Consider the following 25,108-nt stretch of genomic DNA (forward strand, 5'->3'; position numbering starts at 1 on the left):
CCGCTTAAGGCTCGATCCGCCGATCTCTCGATTCCCGTATTCCGATCAAGAAACACGTTCAGAAACCAAATGCGATCGGTTGCGTCAATATACAAGTCATGTCTCACGGAAACCGCAATCGCGCGCGAAAAAGCGTCCGTGACCAAATGCCGATTGAGCAAACGCCCGGTTTGCGCTAGAGGACGCGCGAGAATCCCGTTGTCGGCTTCAAGCAGCGCCGCATGGAGCCAGGCACAAACTCCGCTCCCAAGATCCAGAGATTGTCATGAACCGTCGCCGTCGCATTTATGAAGGCAAGGCCAAGATCCTTTACGAAGGACCTGAGCCGGGCACCCTCATCCAGTTCTTCAAGGACGACGCAACCGCGTTTAACAAGAAGAAGCACGAAATCATCGATGGCAAGGGTGTGCTTAACAACCGCATCTCCGAGCACATTTTCACGCATCTCAACCGCATGGGTATTCCAACCCACTTTATCCGCCGCCTCAACATGCGTGAGCAGCTGATCAAGGAAGTGGAAATGATCCCGCTGGAGATCGTCGTGCGCAACATTGCCGCCGGCTCCCTGGCGAAGCGGCTTGGCCTTGAAGAAGGCACCGTTCTGCCCCGGTCGATCATTGAATTCTACTACAAGGCCGACGCCTTGGACGATCCGATGGTTTCTGAAGAGCACATCACGGCTTTCGGCTGGGCATCGCCGCAGGAAATCGACGACATCATGGCGCTTGCCATTCGAATCAACGATTTCCTTTCGGGGATGTTTCTCGGTGCAGGCATTCAGCTTGTCGACTTCAAGATCGAATGTGGTCGCCTGTTCGAAGGCGACATGATGCGCATTGTGCTTGCCGATGAAATCTCGCCCGACTCATGCCGCCTGTGGGACGTCGCAACCAACGAGAAGCTCGACAAGGACCGTTTCCGCCGCGACATGGGCGGCCTCGTTGAGGCCTACCAGGAAGTCGCTCGCCGGCTCGGGATCATGAACGAGAACGAACCCCCGCGACCAAGCGGGCCGGTGCTTGTCTCGTCGAAGCCCGACAACGGCAGCGTTCACTGAAATCTGTCTGGCGGCGAGGTGCAAACCTCGCCGCTCTCACTCTTGCCATCAACTTCTGCCCGGACCCAGCTAAACATGATCAAGGCTCGCGTAACCGTCACGCTCAAGAACGGCGTTCTCGACCCGCAGGGTAAAGCGATCGAAGGAGCACTCGATGCTCTCGGTTTCAATGGCGTTGGATCGGTTCGTCAAGGAAAGGTGTTCGACCTCGAACTCGACACTGCTGACAAGGCGCAGGCCGAAATTGAAATCAACGCAATGTGCGAGAAGCTGCTCGCCAATACGGTGATCGAAAACTACCAGGTGGAGATAATCTGACGTGAAATCGGCGGTTGTCCTCCTTCCTGGCCTGAATCGTGACCGCGACATGATCGCGGCACTGACGAAAATCGGCGGCAAACCGCCTGTCACTGTCTGGCAAACAGACACGGAAATTCCTGATGTCGATCTCATCGTCATCCCCGGCGGGTTTTCCTATGGCGACTATCTGCGTTGCGGCGCGATCGCAGCGCGCATGCCGGTGATGCGCGCGGTTGCCGAGAAGGCAGCTCAGGGCGTGAAGGTGATGGGCGTCTGCAACGGCTTCCAGATCCTGCTCGAAGCCGGCCTGTTGCCCGGCGCGCTGATGCGCAACGCTTCGCTCAAGTTTGTCTGTCGTGAAGTGAAACTCGAGGTCGCCAATGCAGCGACAGCGTTCACCAGCGGTTACCAGCAGGGCCAGGTCATTCGTTGCCCGGTAGCACATCATGACGGCAACTACTTTGCCGACACCGATACGCTGGCTCGCATCGAAGGCAACGGGCAGGTCGTGTTCCGTTATGCCGACGGCACGAACCCCAACGGCTCGATCAACGACATTGCAGGCATCGTCAACGACGCAGGCAATGTGCTCGGTCTGATGCCGCACCCTGAAAACCTGATCGAAGCGGCTCATGGCGGCTCCGACGGCCGCGCACTTTTTGAAAGCGTGCTGGGAGTTGCCGCATGATCCGTGGCTTCGCCGCGCTCTGGATCGTGGGGGGCTGCCTGCTTCTCGTTGCTTGCCAATCAACCAAGCCTGCCCCCTCTCCAGCGACAGGCAGCAGCCGGAACGCCGCTCTGCGTAACATGGAAGTCGTTGCCACGGCTGCCTATCGATGCTGGTTTGCCAGCAATGATCGGGAATTCCGTGGCTACAGCTTCGCCAATGAACTGAACTCCTTCACAGGCCGTCCCCGCTTCCTGCTGGTGCCAAAGGGCAATTATGGCGGTCGACCTCTGCTTGTTGTGCAGGCTGAGGGGCCGGTCGGCTCGGTCACATCTTTCGGTCCTCTGCTAAGCGGCCCGTCCAGTGCCCGCGTTTCAGCAGACCTTAACCGCTGGTCTTCCGGCAATACTGCTTGCAGCGGCAACGCCTGATTTTTCGGAACAAGAGATGACGATTTCCAACACCGTTTCAATCACCGATGAACTCATCGCCGCTCACGGGCTCAAGCCCGATGAATACCAGCGCATTCTGAAACTGATCGGACGTGAGCCCACCTACACGGAACTGGGCATCTTCTCGGCAATGTGGAACGAACACTGTTCCTACAAGTCTTCAAAAAAGTGGCTGCGGACGCTGCCTACATCCGGCCCGTGTGTCATCCAGGGTCCGGGTGAAAATGCCGGTGTTGTCGATATCGGCGATGGACAGGCTGTCGTGTTCAAGATGGAAAGCCACAATCATCCATCCTACATCGAACCCTATCAGGGCGCTGCGACCGGCGTCGGCGGCATCTTGCGCGACGTGTTCACGATGGGCGCGCGTCCAGTCGCTACCATGAACGCCCTTCGTTTTGGCGAGCCAGAACACGCAAAGACACGCCATCTCGTATCCGGTGTCGTTTCTGGCGTGGGCGGCTACGGCAACGCCTTTGGCGTTCCGACAGTTGGCGGCGAGGTTCAGTTTGACGCACGCTACAACGACAACTGTCTCGTCAATGCGTTTGCCGCAGGCCTCGCTGACGCAGATGCGATTTTCTACTCCAAGGCCGAAGGCGTTGGGCTTCCCGTCGTCTATCTTGGGGCCAAGACCGGCCGTGACGGCGTCGGCGGCGCGACCATGGCGTCGGCAGAATTTGACGATTCGATCGACGAAAAGCGACCGACCGTTCAGGTCGGCGACCCATTTACCGAAAAGTGCCTGCTGGAAGCCTGCCTCGAACTGATGGCGTCGGGCGCCGTGATCGCGATTCAGGATATGGGAGCGGCAGGCCTTACCTGTTCGGCCGTCGAGATGGGCGCCAAGGGTGACCTCGGGATTCGCCTTGACCTCGACAAGGTGCCCGTTCGCGAAGAGCGCATGTCAGCCTACGAAATGATGCTCTCGGAGAGCCAGGAGCGCATGCTCATGGTGCTCCGCCCCGAACAGGAGAAAGAAGCCGAGGCGATCTTCCACAAATGGGGTCTCGACTTTGCCATTGTCGGTGAGACCACTGATGATCTGCGCTTCCGTGTGTTCCATCAGGGCGACGAAGTCGCAAACCTTCCGATCAAGGAACTGGGCGACGAGGCCCCAGAATATGATCGTCCATGGGTAGAGCCTGCGGCCCCCGCTGCGCTCGAACGCACAGATGTCCCGGACATGGATGTTGCTGAGGCGTTGGTGAAGCTGCTGGGTACGCCAAACATCTCGTCGCGCCGCTGGGTCTGGGAGCAATACGACACCCTGATTCAGGGCAACTCACTGCAATTGCCAGGTGGCGATGCCGGCGTTATCCGTGTCGAAGGACACGCCACGAAGGCGCTCGCCTTCTCCTCCGACGTCAACCCGCGCTATTGCGAGGCAGATCCGTTTGAAGGTGGCAAGCAGGCGGTGGCCGAATGCTGGCGCAACCTGACGGCGACGGGTGCGCTGCCGCTGGCTGCAACCGACAATCTCAACTTTGGCAATCCGGAACGTCCTGAGATCATGGGCCAACTGGTCCACGCCATCAAAGGCATCGGCGAAGCCTGCCGCGCGCTCGACTTTCCGATCGTCTCCGGCAACGTCTCCCTCTACAACGAAACCAACGGTCAGGGCATCCTGCCAACGCCGACCATTGGCGGCGTGGGTTTGATCGACGACTGGTCGAAGATGGCTCGGGTGCGGTTCGCGGCAGAAAATGAAGAGATTTTCTTGGTCGGCGGACCGAGGGAACTCGGCACTCATCTTGGCCAGTCCGCATATCTTCGCGATCTCCACGGTCGCAATGAAGGCCCTGCCCCGCATGTTGATCTGGCGCACGAAAAGGCGGTTGGTGACTTTGTCCGCGGCCTGATCCGCTCCGGCATTGCGACAGCTGTTCATGACTGCTCTGACGGCGGTCTCGGTGTCGCGATCGCCGAGATGGCGATTGCATCCGGAATCGGCGCAACTGTCGACCTCGCAGACGATTGCGATGCAGTTGCGGCGTTGTTCGGCGAAGATCAGGGCCGCTACGTCGTCACCATGTCCAAAGACTCAGCAGCTGCTCTCGCGGCCGCGAATGGCGTCAACATCGTCCGCATCGGGACAACAGGGGGCTCGTCCTTGAAGCTCGGCCGTGCCCGTGCCATACCGGTAGTGGAACTTAAGGAAGCACATGAAGGCTGGTTCCCAACCTTCATGGGATAACGAGCAAGGACAGAACAATGGCAATGGATGCGCGTGAAATCGAGCGGCTGATCAAGGAAGGGATTCCGGATGCGACCGTGACGATCCGCGACCTTGCCGGTGACGGCGATCACTATGCCGCCGAAGTGATCGCCGAGAGCTTTCGTGGCAAAAGCCGCGTAGAGCAGCATAAGATGGTCTACGATGCTCTCAAGGGTAACATGGGCGGCGTGCTGCATGCGCTCGCCCTGCAAACGAGCGTCCCGCAATAGCAGATCGCGCCGGCGGAAAACTCTTCCGTTTCCGATTGACCTGCCTGACTTGAAGGTCCGGCAGGTCGAACAAGATGATGTGTTTCCTCGACAATGTCACACTGATATTCTATCTAGGTTGAAACACCTCCCCAACTCCCGTTTCTGGCCTTGAACCGGAATACGAAAGGCAGCAATCATGAGTGAAATCAACGGCTTCATCGCCAACGAAGTCCAGAATAACGATGTTGTTCTGTTCATGAAGGGTACACCGGACTTCCCGCAGTGCGGATTTTCCGGACAGGTCGTGCAGATTCTCGACTATCTCGGCGTGGACTATAAGGGGATCAACATCCTCACCTCCGACGAGCTCCGTCAGGGGATCAAGGACTATTCGAGCTGGCCGACGATCCCACAGCTCTATGTCAAGGGCGAGTTTATCGGCGGCTGCGACATCGTGCGTGAAATGTTCCAGGCTGGTGAGTTGCAGGACGCTCTCACCCAGAAAGGTATCAGCGTTCGCGGCGCAGCCTGACACGGGCGATGGTTTTCTTGTCGACCAGATAAGAACCCGATCCTTCCGACAATGCGCCGACATTCCGGCGCATTTTTTTTCGTCTCTTCCAGATAGGAGAACCGGTCATGAATATTCCGACCGGAGCCAGACCAGCGGCGGCGGCCGCCATTGGTCGCCGTGAGTTCATTGCCCTTGCAGCAGCGCTCATGTCCATCAATGCACTGGCAATCGACATCATGCTGCCCGGCTTGCAGGAAATCGGCTCGAGCCTTGGCGTCGAGAATGAGAACCACCGCCAGTACATTATCTCCGCCTACTTTGCCGGCATGGCGGTTGCGCTGCTGCCCTATGGCCCGGCCTCTGACCGATTTGGTCGCCGCGGCCCCATGCTTTTCGGTCTGGGGGTCTACGTTCTGGCGGCGCTCGCAGCTGCCTTTGTGACATCCTTCGAAGCATTGCTGGCGATGCGGTTCCTGCAGGGTGTGGGCGCAGCAGCAACACGTGTCATCGCTGTGTCGATGGTGCGCGACAGATTCGGTGGACGCCAGATGGCTGAAACCATGTCGCTGATCTTCATGGTATTCATGGTGATCCCGGTTATTGCTCCATCCATCGGCCAATTGATGCTGCTGATCGGCAACTGGCACTTCATATTCATCTGCATGGCTGCAATTGGCATACTGATTACGCTTTGGGCTCTGTTCCGCATGCCGGAATCGCTGAACCCTGATGAACGTCGGCCTTTCACACTCGCATCGATCGGGCAAGGTTTTGCCGTCGTCCTGACGAACCGCTTTTCACTTTTTTATACCCTCGCATCCACCGCGATCTTCGGGTGCCTGTTTGCCTTCATCAACTCCGCGCAGCAGATCTATGTTGGCATCTATGGGCTTGGCGTTTGGTTTCCAGTGCTGTTCGCAGTCGTGGCGGGGTTCATGGCGCTCTCGTCCTATCTGAATGCGCGCCTGGTCGTTCGCTACGGGATGCGAAAGCTCTCACATACCGCGCTGACAGGGTTTCTGATCGTTTCAATCATCTGGCTGGTCTGGTCGATGTTCGATACGGTGCCGCTCGTGCCGTTCGTCGTGCTTTTTGCATTGGCAATGTTCCAGTTCGGCTGGATAGGGTCGAACTTCAACTCGATTGCCATGGAGCCGATGGGACACGTCGCCGGCTCGGCATCGTCGGTGCAGGGCTTCATCCAGACGCTTGGCGGAGGCGTCATCGGCGCCTTGATCGGACAGGCCTATGACAACACGACCACGCCGCTGGCGTGGGGGTTTGTCATCCTTGCATCAATCGCGTTGGGGCTTGTCGCAATTGCCGAGAAGGGCCGTCTCTTCCAAGGCACCCCTCAGACCGCCGACCATTGACGCTCAGTTGCTGGCCGTCAGCGCAGCGAAATCAAACAATGTGCGATCCAGCAGATGGCTGGGTCGCACATTAGCCAGCGCGCGGATCATCGTGTCCTTGCGGCCCGGCATACGCCGCTCAAGATCCTCAAGCATCATTTTCATCGCATTACGCTGCAGCCCGTCCTGACTGCCGCACAGGTCGCAAGGGATGATTGGGAACGCCATCGCTTCCGAGAACTTCACCAGGTCCTGTTCTGCACAATAGGCCAGCGGCCTCAAGACGGTGACGTCGCCATCATCATTCATCAGCTTCGGCGGCATCGCGGCAAGACGGCCACCGTAAAACAGGTTGAGGAAGAAGGTTTCGAGGATATCCTCGCGGTGGTGGCCAAGCACCAGTGCGCTACACCCCTCCTCACGGGCAACACGGTAAAGGTGACCTCGCCGCAACCGCGAACATAACGAGCAGTAGGTGCGGTTCTCCGGAATTTTCTCCGTGACCACCGAGTAGGTGTCCTGGTACTCGATACGGTAGTCGACACCGATAGACTTCAGATATTCAGGCAAAATGTGCTTCGGGAAATTCGGCTGCCCCTGATCCAGGTTGCATGCGACCAGATCTACAGGCAGAAGGCCACGCCATTTCAGATCGAGCAGGACCGCCAGTAGCCCGTAAGAATCCTTGCCGCCGGAGAGCGCAACCAACCAGCGGTCTCCCGGTTTGATCATCGAAAAATCGGTCATCGCCTGTTGTGCTGCACGCAGAAGACGCTTGCGCAGCTTGTTGAACTCAAGCGACGACGGGATTTTGCGGAACATCGGATGGCAATTGTCGCCAGATTCCGCGTTTTGTGCCGCGGCAGTGAGGCCCTGATTGACGTTCATGTTCATTCCGGAATAACCATCTCGCAACATTTCCCAGCCGGCAACGTTCCGGCGCGACAGATGGTGAGCGCCATTCCGAACCAGATCGCAGCAAGCAATGCGTTGACAAACGGGACCCTGTCAATCGTTTCGCCGTTTCTCAATGAAGCAGAATCCGCTCCGGCGTTTACCCGAATGCTCGCCGAGCTGGAACGCATCGTGGCTGAACGGTTCGGTCTGTCGGTCGAGGTGATCCTCGTCGATGACGGTAGCACCGACGGAAGCGCTGCAGCATTTTCTTCTCTTCTTCAGGGCAGATGGAAAATCGTGCAGCTGTCGCGAAATTTCGGCAAGGAGATCGCTCTGTTTGCCGGCATCGAGGCAGCACGTGGCGATCTGGTACTGTTAATGGATGCCGACCTGCAACATTCGATGGCGGTCAGCCTCCAGCTGATCGAAGCGATCGTCAACGACCCGCAGACCGACGTGGTTTATGCCGTGCGCGGTGACCGCCGCGAAAGTGGCTTGATGCGGCTGGGCTTTTCACGTCTGTTCTACAAGCTGATCAATGTGCGCCAGCGCTTCACCATGCCGCCAGATGCCGGCGACTTCCGCATCATGCGCGCTTCGGTCGCACGGGCTTTCACGCTGCTGCGCGACAAGAAGCGTTTCAACAAAGGGCTCTACGCCTGGGCCGGGTTCCGGCAGAAGTCGATCAACTACATTCCCGAAGAGCGTGTTGCCGGTGTGACCCGCTGGTCCAAATTCGGCCTGCTCGCACTCTCCAAGGAGGGTTTCACCTCCTTCTCCGCCCTGCCACTTCGCGTTCTTAGCAGTTTCGGCTTCCTCCTCGCATTTGCCGGCGTAGCCTATGGCATCAAGATCCTGCTGGAAGTGATGTTCTATGGCATCGTGGTGCCAGGCTATCCGAGCCTGATGGTCGCGATTCTTGTTATCGGCGGCTTCAATCTCGCCTTGCTCGGCATGCTCGGTGAATATCTCTGGGTGACACTGAGCGAAACGAAGGATCGCCCTCTCTACATTGTCCGGGAAACTCTCGAAAGCACGCCAGCCAAAACCACCGCACCTGCGGATGTGACATGACCCGGAAGATCTGGCTGATCGCGGACGATTACGGCCTCTCTGCGGGTGTAAGCGCATCCATCCGTGAACTGATCGTGCAAGGTCGTCTTTCGGGGACCGGCTGCATGACCCTGTTTCCCGAATGGCCGCAGGAGGCCCAACACCTGCACGCCTTGCCCACGCAGGCAGCCATTGGGCTGCATCTGACGCTGACCGACCAGATGGCTGCGACTGGCCCCTCGGCGCTGGCTGAGGGCGGCAGGTTACCCCCTCTGGGCCGGCTGGCGCGGTTGACGACGCTGAGCACGGCAGCCGCGCGAGCAGCCATGGCCGAATTGGACGAGCAATATACACGATTCACCGATGTAATGGGGCGAGCGCCGGATTTCATCGATGGCCATCAACATGTGCACTTCCTGCCCGTCGCACGCCGGTGGCTAGTCCAGCGTTTTGCGGACCTACCGCCGAGCGCGCGTCCCTTCGTGCGCGGTTCTCCTTCAATAAGATTTGCACCGTCCCACGTTGTTGCGAAAGCAGCGGTCGTTCAGACCCTCGCACTTGGCTATGACGCCTCTGTTGCGCGACATGGTTTTGCCGTTCATGGGCCTCTCGCCGGCTTTTACAAATGGGACGATCCGGAGGAGTTTTCCACGATGCTGTCCTCCTGCCTGCGGAACCTGCCAGAGGGTGCGCTGGTCATGTGTCATCCCGGACACCCGGATACGGTTCTCGCCTCACGCGACCGCCTGACAGCGCCCCGTGCAATCGAACACACGTTCCTCTCATCTCAGGCGTTCGTCGACATGCTGCGTGCTGCAGATGTGCAACTGGCCGGAATGCCAAGATGAGCCAGCAGCAAACCTTGACGCTGACACAGAAAGCGCTGCGATTTGGACTTGTTGGCCTTGCCAACACCGGCGTCGACCTTGCGATCTTTGCTGCATTGGTGGCTCTGGCTGTGCCAGCCCTGGGCGCGAATATCGGCGCGTGGCTCGTCGCCGTCTGCTTTTCCTATCTGGTCAACTCACGCTGGTCGTTCGAGCGCGACACCAGCTTGCACGAGGGTTGGGCGTTTCTTCGCTTCATCAGCCTTGGCGCATTGATTTCGCTTGGCATCTCCAGCCTCGCCGTGATCCTGCTGCCGCCGCGGATTGGTCTTTGGCCCGCCAAGATCCTCGGCGTGGTCGTCGCCGCGATCCTGAACTTTTTCGCCGCGCACTGGTCGATTGAAAACCGCCTACGGTAGGATTCAAGGGATCGCAGGGCAGACCGGCGCAGGCAAATATGCTTCGATCCGTACCGTCAGACCCGCGCCACCGCGTCCGTTGAGCCACGCATAGTCACTTGAAGCGAATCGGCACAGACCGAGACCCGCGAGCGATGAAGTATCCGCCGTTCCAACGACGAGCACGCCGTAACGCCGCAATTCGTCTTCGCTGACCCAAGGCGACAATCTCGTGTCGAGATGTTCGAACCATGTCGGGCGTTCGGGCAGAATATTGGCAACGGTAGCAGCCTGCACGCCTCCGCCGACGACAGCGACCGTGGCATCAGCCGGCATCCCGGCACGTTTCAGCGCCTCGGTCCAAACGGCTTTCGCTTCTGTCGCCAGCGGTTCACCCGGCATCAATGGCGTCCAACTCACCGGGCGTCCGTCAGCAAACCAATAGTGCGACCAGCGCTCGACCGGATAAACCAGCGCAATCACCACGATGCAGGCAAGGACAAAGCCCGTCCCGCTGCGTGTCCACTCGATTTCGCCGGAAAGGCCTCGCACCCGCATGAGCAGCCAGGGAGCCACGAACAGGAAGTTGACGATGAGCCAATGGTCCTTGATCGCCAGGCCCGTAGCAATCGCGATTCCAATCGTCGCAACAATCGGACCGAAAAGAGCCACGCCAAACAGCCGTGTCAGCATGTGGACGCGGCCGAGATTCGCATCTTCCACCCTGCCACGCGCAGACAACCCACGCAGTACGCCAATGGCGGGCAAAATAGCGACGGCGACGGTGACGCCAATCACCGTGAGTGCTGATATCAGCCCAGCCATCGCACTGCCGCTGGCCGACAAACGCGGATTTGCAGCCAACGCTGCTTCGGTAGCTTCAGGATTGTTCAGTAGCCAAAGGAGGTTGGGAGCAATCAACGCGCATGTAAAGGCCACACCTAGTCCCGCTGGAACGAGGCGAATACGACGGCGCATCAACGGATCATACAGAACGAGCAACGCGACCGACAAAGGAATCAAGGCAAAGGAATATTTTGTCAGGAACCCACCTGCGGCGGCGGCGCCAGTTACCAGCCACCAGCCTGCGCTTTCCCGGTCGAGTGCCCGCCAGATAGCGAGCACGAACAATGCTGCAAAGGGCAGTTGCGCAATGTTGGCGTTCCACTGCGGCAGATGCACGCCGAAATAGACAATGAGCGTAGACAGAACGACTGCAGCGAATGCGAAGGAGCGCGTCTGGACATCGCGGATCGCGGCGAAAATCCCCAGCTGTGCGGCAGCGAAAGCGAGCGCGGAAAGGACATATGCGCTGCCGAGCCAGCCGCCGGTGCCCTGGAACGCCATCTCCATAAGCCATGTCTTCATCGGGGGATGCCGATAAAGCCCAGACAGCCACTCGCGCCCCCAGGCAACGATTTCCATCACATCGACCGGTAGCCCGGCGTTGAAAATCAGCGGTAGCAGCGTCCACAGCAGACCATAGCCGGCAAGCCATAGCCAAACCCCTGAGCGCCGTTCCGCAAGTCGATTCAACATTTGCCCACCCCCAAAGAAAAAGCCGCCGACTCTCGCGAGGCGGCGGCCTTCTCAATACATGTTTTATGCCGATTAGCGCGAGTAGAACTCGACGACCAGGTTCGGCTCCATCTGCACTGCGAACGGAACGTCAGCAAGGCCAGGAACGCGAGCGTAGGTGGCAACCATCTTGTTGTGGTCAACTTCGATGTAGTCCGGCACATCGCGCTCAGCGAGACCAACGGCCTCAAGCACGATCGTCAGCTGCTTCGACTTCTCACGCACTTCGATGACGTCGCCTGCCTTGCAGCGGTACGAACCGATGTTCACGCGCTGGCCGTTGACGTTGACGTGGCCGTGGTTGACGAACTGACGCGCCGCGAAAATGGTCGGCACGAACTTTGCGCGGTAGACGATTGCGTCCAGACGCGACTCAAGCAGACCGATGAGGTTTTCCGGCGTATCGCCCTTGCGGCGGTTGGCTTCCTCGTAGGTCTTGCGGAACTGCTTCTCGGAGATGTCACCGTAGTGACCCTTCAGCTTCTGCTTTGCACGCAGCTGCAGACCGAAGTCCGACATCTTGCCCTTGCGGCGCTGGCCGTGCTGGCCGGGGCCATACTCACGACGGTTCACCGGGGACTTCGGGCGGCCCCAGATGTTTTCGCCAAGACGGCGGTCAATTTTATACTTTGCGGATTCGCGCTTGCTCATCGCATTTCCTTTCAAAAAGTTACACTCGAAAGCTTGCGCTCCGAGTGAAGGAAACGCGCCCTCCTCTGGCCTCTGGTTTTGAGACCTGACAGGACAGACATCACACGCTGCAATATCGTCCACGGGACACGTCGTGAAAGACCCGACACCTTGTGGGGCGTTGAGTTGAGGGCCGTTTAGGGAAATCCGACCCTATTGTCAATCCTTGCAGGCGGTCGACAGCCCAAAACCATGCATCAGCCGACGGGCTGCGGCGTTCGGTTGGCCGGACGTGAAAACCGCGCGGTCTGCTCCTATCGACGATATTTCGACCTTTTCCGCGGCGGGTTTCAATAGAGACAATGTGCGACGGGCTATTGCTTCTGCCGGATCCACCCAATCCACCGGCCAGGGTGCCGTCTTGCGCATGCGGTTGACGAGAAACGGGTAGTGAGTACACGCCAGCACGACAATGTCGGTCCGCTCTCCGTCCTGCTCAATGAAGCAGGGCTCGATCTCCCGACGCACCGCATCTTCATCGACAAAACCATCGCGCATGTAGGTTTCGGCAAGAGTTGCCAGCTTCTCGCTGCCCACCAGCCTTACATGCACTCTGCTTGCCCATTCACCAATAAGATCGCGGGTGTATTGCCGCTTGACCGTTCCGGGCGTCGCAAGCACCGAAACCAATCCGGACCGGGTCCGCTCAGCCGCCGGCTTGATGGCAGGCACGGTGCCGACAAACGGGGTATTCGGAAATGCGCTCCGCAAATCGCTAAGCACCAGCGTAGATGCGGTATTGCAGGCGATCACCGCGACCTCTGGATCGTGCTCACGGATCAGCTGCCCAAAGAGGCTGACGATGTGGGATCGCAGGGCGTCTTCCGGCCATGGCCCGTAGGGAAATGCAGCGTCGTCGGCGACGTAGACAAAACGCCTGTCGGGGATAAGCACCCGCGCCTCACGCAGAACCGTCAACCCACCGACGCCCGAATCAAACACCAGGACCGGCCGATCAGTCATCAGTAACGTCCTCTCCGCTCCCGGCTGCGCCCGGATGAGCCTTCGCGTCTGCTGCGGCCTTGCGGTCTGGATAGGCCGTACCGCGCGGCTGCTTCGGCGAGAAATAATCAAGCGAAGATACCACTCCGCGCAGGAGATTGATCTCCAACAGCGAATAGCCCGGCCGCGTCAGCACCGCCCGCAGATTGTCGACCATCTTCGGCTTCTTTGCGGCAGGTCGGAAATATCCACGCACCGACAGGGCTTCTTCGAGGTGGTCAAAAAGACCCTGCAATGCTGATTTCGGTGCAGGCTCGACAATTGGTCCGGAAAAGGCGGTGTGCGTCTCGTCTTCCAGACCAGTCTTCATCCACTCATACGACATCAGCAAAACCGCCTGGGCGATATTCAGCGACGCAAAGGCCGGATTGACAGGAAAGGTCACGATCTCATCCGCCAAAGCGATCTCGTCATTATCAAGACCGAAGCGCTCGCGCCCAAAAAGGATACCGTTGTGCTGGCCAGCCTGAAAACGCTGTCGAAGGATACGTCCCGCTTCCACCGGGCCTCGCACCGGCTTGAAGCCGTCACGCTGGCGTGCCGTCGTTGCAATGACATAGTTGAGGTCGCCAATTGCCTCGGCCAAAGTGTCGAACACGGTCACGCGGTCAATAACATGGTCAGCCTTGGACGCCGCAGCGAGCGCCCTCTCATTGGGCCATCCGTCACGTGGGTTTACGAGGCGCAGATCTACCAAGCCAAAGTTGGCCATCGCACGCGCGACCATGCCAATGTTTTCACCCAGTTGCGGCTCGACCAGAATGATCGCAGGGCCTTCCTGAATCAGCTGCTTTTCGCGGTCCGTGCCTGCCATTTGGCTCCCCATCGGGAATTGTTGTCTTGAAGCGGCGTCAACTGGCACATTTTTTCGAAAAACTAAACGTCAGCGCTTCAGAAAAGCGCGCATTGCCTCAGCCACCTGCGCGGGACGCTCGTGAAGTATCCAATGTCCGGCATCCTCGACCGGTGCAATCTCAAGGTCGGGTACGAATTGCTGGAGTCCGGACAGGCAAGCTTGCCGCAGTGCCTGGTCCTGCTGCCCCCACACGACAAGATGCGGCATATTCACGACGAAATTCTCCGGCGGCATGTCCAGAATTGAAGGGCCGAGGGTTGTTGCTCCTTCTTCAGGAACGACAATAGGCGATGCACGATACCAGTTGAGCATGGCAGTCAGGGCACCGGGCCGGGCCCAAGCCTCAACATAGGTCTGCTTCATGGCCGCATTGAAAAAATGCGTCGATGAAAAGCCATCGATCATGCGGGCCAGTCGCCGAAATCCATCTTCTGAAAGCATCTGCTCAGCATCATCGGCCCGCAACCGGTTGATGTACTGGCTGGCGGCGCGCTGCTCTGGGTCTTCAAAGATCGCTTTCTGGAAACAGACGGGATGAACACCATTCGCGACGATGAGATGGGAAACCCTCGCGGGATGCGCCAGCGCATACGCATAGGCTACCGATGCTCCCCAGTCGTGTCCTGCCAGAATGAACGGCTTGGACGGAGAAAGACGATCCGCGAGCTCTGCAAGGTCTGCCACCATGCGCCGGGTATGGTAGGCAGCCAATCCGACAGGCTTTGAGGACTGGTTGAAACCACGTTGATCCGGCGCCACCAGCAGGAAGTCGTTCTCGAGCTCAGTCATCACATCCTGCCATGCCGCCCAATATTCGGGGAAACCATGCAGGCAGATGATGAGCGGGGCATCTTCGCGTCCGGCAATCGCGACGTTGAGCGTAACTTCACTGAGCGGGTGCGTTTCGAATCTCACCAACAATATACTTCCCCTCCCTCCTCAAAACGCCGCATCGCTGCGGCATGGCTTTGCCTTCATGCGCTGCGATGATATAGGGGCGGCATTCTCTATCCGACCCTGTCAGGGCTTGGCCCTAAACAATTAAAGAGGCAGTACTTATGGCGAAGATCAAGGTGGAAAACCCGGTCGTCGAACTCGACGGCGACGAGATGACCCGCATCATCTGGCAGTTCATTAAAGACAAGCTGATCCACCCATATCTCGACATCGACCTCAAATATTACGATCTCGGCATGGAGTCGCGCGATGCGACCGACGACCAGATCACCATCGATGCTGCGCATGCGATCCAGAAGTACGGCGTTGGCGTGAAGTGCGCCACCATCACCCCGGACGAAGCACGCGTTGAGGAATTCGGCCTCAAGAAGATGTGGAAGTCGCCAAACGGCACCATCCGCAACATCCTCGGCGGCACGATCTTCCGTGAGCCGATCATCATGAAGAACGTCCCGCGTCTGGTTCCTGGTTGGACCAAGCCGATCGTTGTCGGCCGTCACGCATTCGGCGACCAGTACCGCGCGACCGACTTCAAGTTCCCAGGCAAGGGCAAGCTGACGATGAAGTTCGTCGGTGAAGACGGTCAGGTGATCGAGCACGAAGTATTCGATGCGCCTGGAGCCGGCATTGCCATGGGCATGTACAATCTCGACGAATCGATCCGTGATTTCGCCAGGGCGTCGCTGAACTATGGCCTGCTGCGCAAGTGGCCGGTTTATCTGTCGACCAAAAACACCATCCTGAAGGCCTATGACGGGCGATTCAAGGATATCTTCCAGGAAATCTACGAGCAGGAGTTCGAGGCGCAGTTCAAGGAACTGAAGATCTGGTACGAACACCGCCTGATCGACGACATGGTTGCTGCTTCACTGAAGTGGTCGGGTGGCTATGTTTGGGCATGTAAGAACTATGACGGCGACGTACAGTCCGACACCGTGGCACAGGGCTTTGGCTCGCTCGGCCTGATGACCTCGGTTCTGATGACGCCGGACGGGAAGACCGTGGAAGCCGAAGCCGCACACGGCACGGTCACACGTCACTATCGCCAGCACCAGAAGGGTGAGGAAACTTCAACCAACCCGATCGCCTCGATTTTCGCCTGGACGCGTGGTCTTGCGCACCGCGCCAAGCTCGACAACAACGAGGCGCTGGCAAACTTCGCCAATACGCTGGAAGCCGTCTGCATCAACACAGTCGAATCGGGTTTCATGACCAAGGATCTGGCACTGCTGATCGGCGCCGACCAGCCATGGCTGTCGACGACCGGCTTCCTCGACAAGATTGACGAGAACCTCCAGAAGGCTATGGCCGCCTGAGGTTTCCCTCATCTGAAGCACTGAAAAAGGCGGCCCTTGTGCCGCCTTTTTTGTTGCCTAAATCGAGATGGTAACCCTGTTGTCGAACCTCAACGGCAGCACGCGCATTGGCACAGCATCGCACGATGCGCCGCCAGGTTGCGTCTTCTCTTCGCGATCACGCGCATGACTCACTCAAGGAGCCTCACATGATTGCCAGAAAATTCTCCCTTGCCATTTCCACTGCTGTCTTGATGGCCGGCACCGCTTTCGCTCAAGGAAATTTGGTTGAAGTCAGAGACAATGTTCAGGTTGTGCCGTTCAATGCCATCGCCGACGAAGTCGATGATTGGGATGTTTACGACGCATCAGGGACGGAAATCGGAGATGTCGAGGATGTCGTCGGCACCGACAAGAACACCCCGACTGCGCTGGTGGTCGATTTCAAGAGCAAGTCCGCCTATGGCGACCGAGATGTGGTGATCCCGCTCGATCAGTTCAGCCTGCAAGGCAACCGGTTGATTCTCAAAGCCGATGCGGCAGCCGTCGCCCAAATGCCTACCTGGGACGACTGATCCTCCCAAACAGCAAAGGGCCGCGCGATGCGGCCCTTTTTCTAAGCGCGTCGCGATCTTTCAGATTCGCCCAACACGCTTTGTTTTCTATGTGCACGCATACCGAATTGGTTCAGCTGCCCATGGCCGTTTTCACCGCGCTCACGGCATCGGCCGCCTTGTCGCCGTCAGGGCCGCCGGCCTGCGCCATATCGGCCCGGCCGCCACCGCCCTGCCCGCCAATTGCGGCAGAAGCAGCGCGCACGAGATCAACGGCGGAGAATCGGTCCTTGAGGTCGTCGGTGACGCCAACAACGACGCTTGCCTTGCCATCTTCCGACGTGCCGACAAACACGACCACGCCCGAGCCCAGTGACTTCTTGCCCTCGTCCGCAAGCGGCTTCAGATCTTTCGCCGAAACACCCGACACGACCTTGCCCAAAAACGCTACCCCTGCGACGGTTTCCTTGTCGTCGGAGTCAGCCCCAGCCGCGCCACCACCGAGAGCCAGCTTCTTGCGTGCGTCGCCAAGCTCTCGCTCCAGTTTCTTGCGCTCTTCAAGAACGGCCTCAAGGCGTGTCACGACATCCGCCGGCGCGACCTTGAGAGCTGCAGCCGCAGCTTTCAGCCGCTTGTCCTGCTCGTCGAGATAGATGCGCGCAGCATCGCCTGTCAGCGCCTCGAGACGCCGAATGCCGGAAGCGACCGCGCCTTCAGCCACAAGACGAACCAGCCCGATATCGCCCGTCGCCGACACATGCGTCCCGCCGCACAGTTCGACCGAATAAGCCTTGCCTGTCTTTTCGCCATGCAACGCCGAGCCCATGCGTACGACCCGCACTTCGTCGCCATATTTTTCGCCGAACAACGCCATCGCACCTTCCGCAATCGCGTCATCAACTGCCATCAGTCGCGTGGTGACCGGCGCGTTCTGCAGCACGATTTCGTTGGCATAAGTTTCGACGATATCCAACTCTTCCTGCGTGATCGGCTTGGGATGCGAAAAGTCGAAACGCAACCGATCCGGAGCCACGAGCGAACCCTTCTGGGCGACATGGGTGCCAAGAACTTCGCGCAAAGCTTCGTGCAGCAGGTGAGTTGCCGAGTGATTGGCGCGGATCTTGGCACGTCGTTCATGATCTACCGCCATTTCGACAGCAAGACCGACCTTTACCGTGCCAACGACAACGCGTCCGGTGTGAACAAATACGCCGTCGCCCTTTTTGTGCGTGGCGCTAATCTCAATCGAGAATCCGTCGCCAGTCATCGTGCCGGTATCGCCAACCTGACCACCGGACTCACCGTAAAACGGAGTTTGATTCACAACGATCGAGGCCAGATCGCCCGCACCGACTTCCGCAACCTCGGCACCGTCCTTGACCAATGCAGTGATCACGCCTTCCGCGACCTCGGTGTCATATCCGAGGAATTCAGTCGGACCGACACGGTCGCGCACGCTGAACCAGACGGTTTCGGTTGCTGCTTCACCGGAGCCGACCCAGCTCGCGCGGGCATCCGCCTTCTGCTTTGCCATAGCGGCATTGAAGCCGTCAGTGTCTACTGAGATCCCGCGCTGACGCAAAGCGTCCTGAGTGAGGTCGAGCGGGAAGCCGTAAGTGTCGTAGAGCTTGAACGCGGTTTCGCCATCGAGACGGTCGCCCTTGTCGAGCGATTGCGTCGCGTCGGACAACAATCCAAGACCGCGCGCCAGCGTCGTCCGGAAGCGCGTCTCTTCCAGCTTGAGCGTTTCTTCGATGAGAGCCTGACCGCGAACCAGCTCAGGGTAAGCCTGTCCCATTTCGCGCACGAGGGCCGGCACAAGCTTGTGCATCAACGGATCGCCCACGCCCAGCAACTGAGCATGGCGCATCGCACGGCGCATGATGCGGCGCAGCACATAGCCGCGCCCTTCGTTGGACGGCAGCACGCCATCGGCGATCAGGAAGCACGAAGAGCGCAGGTGATCGGCAATGACACGGAACGAAGCCACCGTCGCTGCATCCGGCGCCTTGCCGATGGCGGATGCCGTCGTATCAATGAGATGGCGGAACAGATCCGTCTCAAAAACGCTTTCCACGCCCTGCAGGATCGAAGCCATACGCTCCAGGCCCATGCCCGTATCAATCGAGGGACGCGGCAGCGGCACCTGCACGCCCGGCTCGGGCTGGTCGAACTGCATGAAGACGAGGTTCCAGAACTCCAGGAAGCGATCCCCATCCTCATCCGCACTGCCGGGAGGGCCTCCGAAGATATGCTCGCCACGGTCGATAAAAATTTCGGAACACGGACCGCACGGCCCAGTGTCACCCATCGCCCAGAAATTGTCGCTGGTCGCGATACGGATGATCCGGTCATCGGTAAAGCCTGCGATCTTCTTCCAGTATTCAGCAGCTTCTTCGTCAGTGTGGTAGACCGTGACCAGAAGGTTGTCCTTCTTCAGTCCGAACTCCTTGGTGATCAGGTTCCACGCAAGTTCGATTGCGTTCTCCTTGAAGTAATCACCGAACGAAAAATTCCCGAGCATCTCGAAGAAGGTCAGGTGACGGGCCGTGTAGCCGACATTGTCGAGATCGTTGTGCTTGCCGCCGGCGCGCACGCTCTTCTGCGCAGTGGTTGCGCGCTTGTAAGGGCGTGTCTCAAGGCCTGTGAAGACGTTCTTGAACTGGACCATGCCAGCATTGGTGAACATCAAGGTTGGATCGTTGCGCGGCACAAGCGGGCTTGAGGCGACCACCTCGTGTCCATTGCTGGCAAAGTAGTTGAGAAAGGTCGACCTGATGTCGTTGACGCCGCTCATGCTTCAAGCCTTCATGAAATGCCGCGACGTGTTCGCGGTAAAGGAACAATTTGGTGATGGCTTTTAGCGTTGACACCCGGTGCTGTCCAGAAATCCTGTTGCAACGCCACATTCACAGACGAAAGCCGCCGGTGATATCACCAGCGGCTTTCAAAACTTGAACCTGTGTCGCTTGGCTACATGCCCGCGGCATCGTCGATATCATTGCCGTCCTGATCGCCCGGACCACCGTTTTCAAGCAGTCGCTCAGCAATCAATCCGGCATTCTGACGGAGCGCCAGTTCGATCTCGCGCATCGCTTCGGGATTGTCGCGCAGAAACTGCTTGGCATTTTCGCGGCCCTGCCCCAATCGCTGCGAATTATACGAGAACCAGGCGCCTGACTTTTCAACGATCCCGGCCTTGACGCCCAGATCAATCAGCTCACCGGTCTTCGAAACGCCTTCACCATACATGATGTCGAACTCGACCTGCTTGAAGGGAGGCGCCATCTTGTTCTTGACGACCTTGACCCGTGTCTGGTTGCCGACCACCTCGTCACGATCCTTGACCGCGCCGATACGGCGAATATCCAGCCGCACTGACGCATAGAATTTCAAGGCGTTGCCACCGGTCGTCGTTTCCGGCGAGCCAAACATCACCCCGATCTTCATGCGGATCTGGTTGATGAAGATGACCATGCAGTTGGAGCGCGAAATCGACGCGGTCAGCTTGCGCAGAGCCTGGCTCATCAGGCGCGCCTGCAGGCCAGGCAGAGAATCGCCCATCTCGCCTTCAATTTCAGCCCTCGGCGTCAGTGCCGCCACCGAGTCGACCACCAGCACGTCGATCGCACCCGAACGCACCAGAGTATCGCAGATTTCGAGTGCCTGCTCACCCGTATCAGGCTGCGAGATCAGCAGGTTCTCCAGATCGACACCCAGCTTACGAGCGTAAACAGGATCCAGTGCATGTTCAGCGTCAACAAAGGCGCATACTCCGCCCTTCTTCTGCGCCTCTGCCACTGTATGCAGCGCGAGTGTCGTCTTGCCTGAACTTTCAGGTCCGTAGATTTCGATAATGCGCCCCTTCGGCAAGCCGCCGATGCCGAGCGCGATGTCGAGGCCGAGCGAACCGGTCGATACCGTCTCGATCTCGACAATCTGCTCGTTCGCACCGAGCCGCATGATCGAGCCCTTGCCGAACGCGCGCTCGATCTGAGAGAGTGCCGCATCCAGAGCTTTTGTTTTGTCCACCGAACTATCCTCAACAAGCCGCAATGAGTTCTGAGCCATGATACCTTACCCCTTGGTGGTCAGCGAAGCCGGTCAGCCCGGTGTCCCTAGGTTTTTTGTACCGCTTTTGTTCCTATTTTGCAAGAATGCTAACATACTGATAAATAATTAATTCTCAAATTTGTTCTGTTTTTGTCTTCGGCAGTTATGCTCCAGCCCCTTTCACCGAACCATGCGTGATAGCGCCACAGGAGCCGGAAAGGGTCGTTCATGATTCGCTTTTCACGCGCTCTTTCGAGGAAGCGGCCGCGCCATCTTCTGGCGGGATTCGACTTCCTATCACGCCAATCTGCGCTACAGTCATGATCATGTCAGCCACAAGGTTTGCATCCCAATCCCAACCCAGACTGCTCGCCATCGGGGCCGCTCATCTCGACAGGCGGGGACGGATGACGGGGCCCTATGTCGCAGCCGCGTCCAATCCGGGCACAATGCGTGAAGAGGTCGGAGGCGGTGCGTTCAATGCCTTGCGCAATGCCGTTCGCCACGGCGTCTGCGGCACAATTCTGTCCTTGCGGGGTGGCGATCTCGCCGGGGATGCCGTCAGCCGCGCAGTTGCGGATTCCGGCATCATGGACCTGTCAGTCACCTTCATTGATCGCACCACGCCGAGCTACACTGCACTGCTCGATGCTGAAGGCGAACTGATTGCCGGTTTCGCTGACATGGATCTTTATGAAGCCTGCTTTGGGCGGCAAATGCGCCGCCGGTCGGTCCGGGATGCAATCGCCAACAGTTGCGCGGTGCTTTGCGATGCGAATCTACCTGCCGACGCGCTGATATCGCTTGCCGCGCTCACGGACGAAAGACCGCTCTATGGCGTTGCTATTTCACCGGCCAAAGTATCGCGTTTCATACCGATATTGCCGCAACTGCAATGCCTTTTCATGAACATACGCGAAGCACAGGTCGTTACGGGTGAGGTTTCCACCAACCCGATTACCCTCGTGCATGCGCTGAAACGCAAGGGGCTGTCCTCGGCAGTCGTCACCGCAGGCGGAGACATTCTCGCCGGTCTGGACTCGACCGGGATCTTCGAGGTGAAGATCCCGGCAGCAACCAATGTTGCCGACGTAACTGGTGCCGGCGATTCTGTGGCAGGGACCACTACAGCGTGCCTGATGCGAGGGCTCCCCCTGCGAGACGCGGTGCGACATGGCATAGCAGCGGCTAGTCTGACCATCGCCAGCTCCAACGTCGTTGCCTCCTACGAAGACGATGCATTTGCCGAGGCTCTGGAGCGCATTCCAGTTGCACAATCCTCCTCGTCCGACGCCTGACGAAGATAGCTACAAGGACAACCCGCCCATGACCAATCCACATCTCGACATCGCTCCCGAAGTCGCTGAAGCGCTCGCTGCCGGCAGACCGGTTGTCGCTCTTGAGAGCACAATCATCACGCACGGCATGCCCTACCCTCACAACATCAACATGGCGTCGCGCGTCGAAGAGATTCTTCGCGAGGGAGGCGCTGTCCCCGCGACGATCGCGGTGATCAACGGACGATTAAAGATCGGCCTCTCAGCGGAAGAGCGCAACATCCTCGCCGACTGCAAGGATCCGATGAAGCTGTCGCGCGCCGATCTGGCCTATGCGCTCGCGCAGACGCGCACCGGCGGCACTACGGTAGCCGCGACAATGATTTCCGCACATCAGGCCGGAATCAAGGTTTTCGCGACTGGCGGCATCGGTGGCGTTCACAAGGGCGCCGAAGAGAGCTTCGATATCTCGGCCGATCTCGATGAGTTGTCGCGAACACCTGTGATCGTGGTATCGGCCGGCGCGAAAGCGATTCTGGACATCGAGAAGACGCTCGAAGTTCTCGAAACGCGTGGCGTTCCGGTGGTGGCATTCGGGACTGATACGATGCCCGCGTTCTGGTCGCGGATATCGCCTTTCAAGGCACCGCTGCGGCTGGACAGAGCCGAAGATATCGCCCGGTTTTACCAGGTCAGAGGTCATCTGGGGATCGTCGGCGGCATGCTGATTGCCAATCCAGTGCCCGAAGCATCAGAGATTCCTGCTGACACTATGCGCGGATACATCGACGCAGCACAGGCGGAACTGGATCGAGATGGCATCACAGGCAAGGCGGTGACCCCCACCCTGCTCGCTCGCATCCTTGAGCTGACCGAAGGGGCGAGCCTTCAGACCAACATTGCGCTGGTCGAAAACAATGCGCGTCTGGCTGCGAAAATTGCCGGGGCGCTCTAGCACCCCGGCAACAACAAAAGTATTCCGCGCCAAGCGCCAGGAGTTAGCCCTGGGTGATCGGCACCAGCGTGATTTCCACACGACGGTTGAGCGCTCGACCGTCAGGCGTGGCGTTGGTAGCGATTGGCTGCGACGGACCGAAGCCCTGAACCGCAAAGCGACGGCCGTCGACACCCTGGCTGGCCAGATAGGTCGCGACAGACTGTGCGCGGCGCTGCGACAGGCTTTGGTTGTGCTGGAGACTACCGGTTGAATCGGTGTGACCGTTGATGTCGACCAGCGTGCGGTTGTATTTGTTCAGCACCAGAGCAACCGCGTTCAGAGTCTGGTAGAAAGTTCCAGTGACCTGATCCTGATCGGTGGCGAAGGTGATATTGGAGGGCATATTGAGAATGATGTTGTCGCCCTGACGGGTGACCGACACACCAGTTCCCTGCAGGTAACCACGCAGTTCTGCTTCCTGCTTGTCCATATAGCCGCCGATTGCGCCGCCAGCGAGCGCGCCGACGCCCGCGCCGATCAGAGCATTGGTACGGTCAGAATAGCCCCCTACAAGCAAACCGACGCCTGCACCGGCCAGGGCGCCGATAGCTGCGCCGCCTGCCGTATTCGATACGCGCTGTTCGCCGGTATATGGATCGGTGGTGCAGCCCGCGAGCATAGTCGCCGCCAGCGCAGCAATCACCATATTCTTGATCATGGAAACCCTCATTCCGTTGTAAGACGCCCGTCGCGTCGATCAATCAGCCCCTCTATTTCCTTGGATTACGGCGAAATACAGTTCGGGGCAAGCAATCCGGGCCTTTTTCCGACCTCACAAGGCTGCCGCCAAGCATGGACCATTAACCCCATGATAGGGGCCTTGTTGTAGGCGATAAATAACAATTCAAAAGACAACAAGCCGCAGCGCCAATCGACCGAGGGTATTTATGCGCCGTTTCCTGCCCGTCCTGGCCAGCTTTCATCTCTTTTCAGCAACCCCTGCAATTACTCAGGAGTTGGCCCTCGCAGAAGTACCGCTGCTCACTCCAGGTGCTGAAGCTGGCGACACAATCGGCAAGTACAGTTTCAAGCTGACTTTTGAGGCGAGCGAAATCGAAGGAATGAACGAGGTTCGCCAAAAGTTCATTGACAATGGAATCCTGGCCGAAACCCTGGGTGAAGTGGCCGAGCAGATTGCCCTGCCGCAAGACGTGCCAATAACTTTCACGGATTGTGGAGAGCCAAACGCCTGGTGGATGTCCGAGGAAAAAGAACTCAAATTTTGCTACGAACTGATTGCCCTCTACAATACCGGCTATGAACATATCGATAGCGCGGAGAAGGAGTTTCTGCTTCAGGCAGACCGCGAGACCGTGCTGATCGGCACTACCATGTTCATTCTGTTTCATGAGCTGGGCCACGGCTTCGTCGACATTTTCCAGCTGCCGATAACTGGTCGAGAGGAAGACGCTGTCGATCAGTTCGCGGCGATCACGCTGATCGAGAGCGATGAAGAAGACGACGAACTGCATGAGCGTCCATCGCGGATGGCGCTGATCGGTGCATATTTCTTTCACCAGCTCGCCGCGGCACCCGACTCGATCACCCGCCATATCCTCGCCAACGAACATGCCCTCGGACAGCAGCGCTTCTACGACGTGATGTGCCTTGCTCTCGGCGCAAACGAAGAACTCTACGGACCAATCCTGGCGCTGGGTCTGCAGATGGTTGACGACAGCGCGCAGCGGCACCCGGAGCTGGCGACGGAAGCACGCGTCGCAGAGTGGTTGGAGCGTACCGATGATCTCAACATACTACCGTATCGCAGGGCATTCCGTTGCGCCAACGAATATGCCCGCTACAGCGCGAGCTGGAACTACATGTTCGATAATTTCATGGTCCCGCAGCAGGACTGACAAGACTTGACCGCATAAGCTGAGGGAACACCCATGGCATCTGGAT

At 58.5% G+C, this 25,108-nt stretch carries 25 protein-coding genes; 16 read left to right on the forward strand and 9 right to left on the reverse strand.

The window, feature by feature from the left end:
* The first annotated feature begins 265 nt into the window (after positions 1 to 265).
* From purC to BMZ42_RS06545, 8 genes are all read left to right on the forward strand, one after another.
* Positions 266 to 1,057 carry a phosphoribosylaminoimidazolesuccinocarboxamide synthase gene (purC, locus tag BMZ42_RS06510; RefSeq protein WP_091520088.1) on the forward strand — a complete coding sequence of 264 codons (792 nt, stop codon included), beginning with the start codon at positions 266 to 268 and terminating at the stop codon, positions 1,055 to 1,057.
* Between the two features lie 75 nt (positions 1,058 to 1,132).
* Entirely contained in the window at positions 1,133 to 1,375 is a 243-nt protein-coding gene (purS, locus tag BMZ42_RS06515; protein ID WP_091520091.1) for a phosphoribosylformylglycinamidine synthase subunit PurS, read from the forward strand.
* Position 1,376: 1 nt separating this feature from the next.
* The gene (purQ, locus tag BMZ42_RS06520; RefSeq protein WP_091520093.1) at positions 1,377 to 2,045 is read left to right on the forward strand and encodes a phosphoribosylformylglycinamidine synthase subunit PurQ; all 669 of its coding nucleotides are present in this window, start codon (positions 1,377 to 1,379) and stop codon (positions 2,043 to 2,045) included.
* Complete coding sequence (locus BMZ42_RS06525) at positions 2,042 to 2,455, forward strand: hypothetical protein (protein WP_091520095.1); 414 nt, start codon at positions 2,042 to 2,044, stop codon at positions 2,453 to 2,455. The genes purQ and BMZ42_RS06525 overlap by 4 nt, the downstream gene beginning before the upstream one ends.
* A gap of 16 nt (positions 2,456 to 2,471) precedes the next feature.
* Positions 2,472 to 4,673 carry a phosphoribosylformylglycinamidine synthase subunit PurL gene (gene purL / locus BMZ42_RS06530; RefSeq protein WP_091520097.1) on the forward strand — a complete coding sequence of 734 codons (2,202 nt, stop codon included), beginning with the start codon at positions 2,472 to 2,474 and terminating at the stop codon, positions 4,671 to 4,673.
* A gap of 17 nt (positions 4,674 to 4,690) precedes the next feature.
* A complete protein-coding gene (locus BMZ42_RS06535; protein WP_091520099.1) occupies positions 4,691 to 4,924 on the forward strand; it encodes a BolA/IbaG family iron-sulfur metabolism protein in 234 nt (77 codons plus the stop codon).
* A gap of 178 nt (positions 4,925 to 5,102) precedes the next feature.
* A complete protein-coding gene (gene grxD, locus BMZ42_RS06540; RefSeq protein ID WP_091520102.1) occupies positions 5,103 to 5,438 on the forward strand; it encodes a Grx4 family monothiol glutaredoxin in 336 nt (111 codons plus the stop codon).
* A gap of 107 nt (positions 5,439 to 5,545) precedes the next feature.
* Positions 5,546 to 6,793: a multidrug effflux MFS transporter gene (locus BMZ42_RS06545; RefSeq protein ID WP_091520105.1), complete on the forward strand. Its 1,248-nt coding sequence runs from the start codon at positions 5,546 to 5,548 to the stop codon at positions 6,791 to 6,793.
* 3 nt (positions 6,794 to 6,796) lie between these two features.
* Here the strand turns inward: BMZ42_RS06545 and ttcA are convergent, their stop codons facing one another.
* The gene (gene ttcA / locus BMZ42_RS06550) at positions 6,797 to 7,660 is read right to left on the reverse strand and encodes a tRNA 2-thiocytidine(32) synthetase TtcA (protein ID WP_091520317.1); all 864 of its coding nucleotides are present in this window, start codon (positions 7,658 to 7,660) and stop codon (positions 6,797 to 6,799) included.
* A gap of 60 nt (positions 7,661 to 7,720) precedes the next feature.
* On the opposite strand from ttcA, the gene BMZ42_RS06555 reads away from it, so the two are divergent.
* Genes BMZ42_RS06555 through BMZ42_RS06565 form a run of 3 tightly spaced genes read left to right on the forward strand, consistent with a single transcriptional unit; the run spans position 7,721 to position 9,968 of the window.
* Entirely contained in the window at positions 7,721 to 8,743 is a 1,023-nt protein-coding gene (locus BMZ42_RS06555) for a glycosyltransferase family 2 protein (protein ID WP_091520106.1), read from the forward strand.
* Positions 8,740 to 9,570, forward strand: a complete 831-nt coding sequence (locus BMZ42_RS06560) for a ChbG/HpnK family deacetylase (protein ID WP_091520108.1) — start codon at positions 8,740 to 8,742, stop codon at positions 9,568 to 9,570. Before BMZ42_RS06555 ends, BMZ42_RS06560 begins: the two co-directional genes overlap by 4 nt.
* Positions 9,567 to 9,968, forward strand: coding sequence for a GtrA family protein (locus BMZ42_RS06565; protein ID WP_091520110.1), 402 nt, complete (start codon positions 9,567 to 9,569; stop codon positions 9,966 to 9,968). The genes BMZ42_RS06560 and BMZ42_RS06565 overlap by 4 nt, the downstream gene beginning before the upstream one ends.
* 3 nt (positions 9,969 to 9,971) lie before the next feature.
* Here BMZ42_RS06565 and BMZ42_RS06570 read toward each other — a convergent pair whose 3' ends face one another.
* The 5 genes from BMZ42_RS06570 to BMZ42_RS06590 all read right to left on the reverse strand — a co-directional run bounded on the left by BMZ42_RS06570 (position 9,972) and on the right by BMZ42_RS06590 (position 14,988).
* On the reverse strand, positions 9,972 to 11,486 hold the full coding sequence (locus BMZ42_RS06570) for a glycosyltransferase family 39 protein (RefSeq protein ID WP_091520113.1): 1,515 nt from the start codon (positions 11,484 to 11,486) through the stop codon (positions 9,972 to 9,974).
* Between the two features lie 72 nt (positions 11,487 to 11,558).
* Complete coding sequence (gene rpsD, locus BMZ42_RS06575; RefSeq protein ID WP_091520115.1) at positions 11,559 to 12,176, reverse strand: 30S ribosomal protein S4; 618 nt, start codon at positions 12,174 to 12,176, stop codon at positions 11,559 to 11,561.
* 198 nt (positions 12,177 to 12,374) lie between these two features.
* The gene (murI, locus tag BMZ42_RS06580) at positions 12,375 to 13,178 is read right to left on the reverse strand and encodes a glutamate racemase (protein WP_091520117.1); all 804 of its coding nucleotides are present in this window, start codon (positions 13,176 to 13,178) and stop codon (positions 12,375 to 12,377) included.
* Complete coding sequence (locus BMZ42_RS06585; protein WP_091520120.1) at positions 13,171 to 14,031, reverse strand: RNA methyltransferase; 861 nt, start codon at positions 14,029 to 14,031, stop codon at positions 13,171 to 13,173. The genes murI and BMZ42_RS06585 overlap by 8 nt, the downstream gene beginning before the upstream one ends.
* 69 nt (positions 14,032 to 14,100) lie before the next feature.
* Entirely contained in the window at positions 14,101 to 14,988 is an 888-nt protein-coding gene (locus BMZ42_RS06590) for an alpha/beta fold hydrolase (protein ID WP_175556652.1), read from the reverse strand.
* A gap of 143 nt (positions 14,989 to 15,131) precedes the next feature.
* Between BMZ42_RS06590 and BMZ42_RS06595 the strand changes: the two genes are divergently transcribed.
* Positions 15,132 to 16,346 carry an NADP-dependent isocitrate dehydrogenase gene (locus BMZ42_RS06595; protein ID WP_091520124.1) on the forward strand — a complete coding sequence of 405 codons (1,215 nt, stop codon included), beginning with the start codon at positions 15,132 to 15,134 and terminating at the stop codon, positions 16,344 to 16,346.
* Between the two features lie 188 nt (positions 16,347 to 16,534).
* Positions 16,535 to 16,900, forward strand: coding sequence for a PRC-barrel domain-containing protein (locus tag BMZ42_RS06600; RefSeq protein WP_175556653.1), 366 nt, complete (start codon positions 16,535 to 16,537; stop codon positions 16,898 to 16,900).
* Between the two features lie 112 nt (positions 16,901 to 17,012).
* Here BMZ42_RS06600 and alaS read toward each other — a convergent pair whose 3' ends face one another.
* Together alaS and recA are read right to left on the reverse strand one after the other, a co-directional pair.
* Entirely contained in the window at positions 17,013 to 19,676 is a 2,664-nt protein-coding gene (alaS, locus tag BMZ42_RS06605) for an alanine--tRNA ligase (RefSeq protein ID WP_091520128.1), read from the reverse strand.
* 176 nt (positions 19,677 to 19,852) lie between these two features.
* Complete coding sequence (recA, locus tag BMZ42_RS06610) at positions 19,853 to 20,950, reverse strand: recombinase RecA (RefSeq protein ID WP_091520131.1); 1,098 nt, start codon at positions 20,948 to 20,950, stop codon at positions 19,853 to 19,855.
* 308 nt (positions 20,951 to 21,258) lie between these two features.
* Here recA and BMZ42_RS06615 point away from each other — a divergent pair, with 308 nt between their 5' ends.
* Entirely contained in the window at positions 21,259 to 22,230 is a 972-nt protein-coding gene (locus tag BMZ42_RS06615; RefSeq protein ID WP_091520320.1) for a carbohydrate kinase family protein, read from the forward strand.
* A 28-nt stretch (positions 22,231 to 22,258) separates the two neighbouring features.
* A complete protein-coding gene (locus BMZ42_RS06620; RefSeq protein WP_091520133.1) occupies positions 22,259 to 23,164 on the forward strand; it encodes a pseudouridine-5'-phosphate glycosidase in 906 nt (301 codons plus the stop codon).
* A 43-nt stretch (positions 23,165 to 23,207) separates the two neighbouring features.
* On the opposite strand, the gene BMZ42_RS06625 is transcribed toward BMZ42_RS06620, so the two are convergent.
* Positions 23,208 to 23,864 (reverse strand): YiaD family glycine zipper/OmpA-like lipoprotein, encoded by a 657-nt coding sequence (locus BMZ42_RS06625; protein WP_091520135.1) that lies wholly within the window; start codon positions 23,862 to 23,864, stop codon positions 23,208 to 23,210.
* Between the two features lie 229 nt (positions 23,865 to 24,093).
* On the opposite strand from BMZ42_RS06625, the gene BMZ42_RS06630 reads away from it, so the two are divergent.
* A complete protein-coding gene (locus tag BMZ42_RS06630; protein ID WP_091520138.1) occupies positions 24,094 to 25,062 on the forward strand; it encodes a DUF4344 domain-containing metallopeptidase in 969 nt (322 codons plus the stop codon).
* Positions 25,063 to 25,108: the final 46 nt, after the last annotated feature.

It is taken from the genome of Aquamicrobium aerolatum DSM 21857 (assembly GCF_900113935.1).
In the GTDB taxonomy this organism is placed as follows: Bacteria; Pseudomonadota; Alphaproteobacteria; order Rhizobiales; family Rhizobiaceae; genus Aerobium; species Aerobium aerolatum.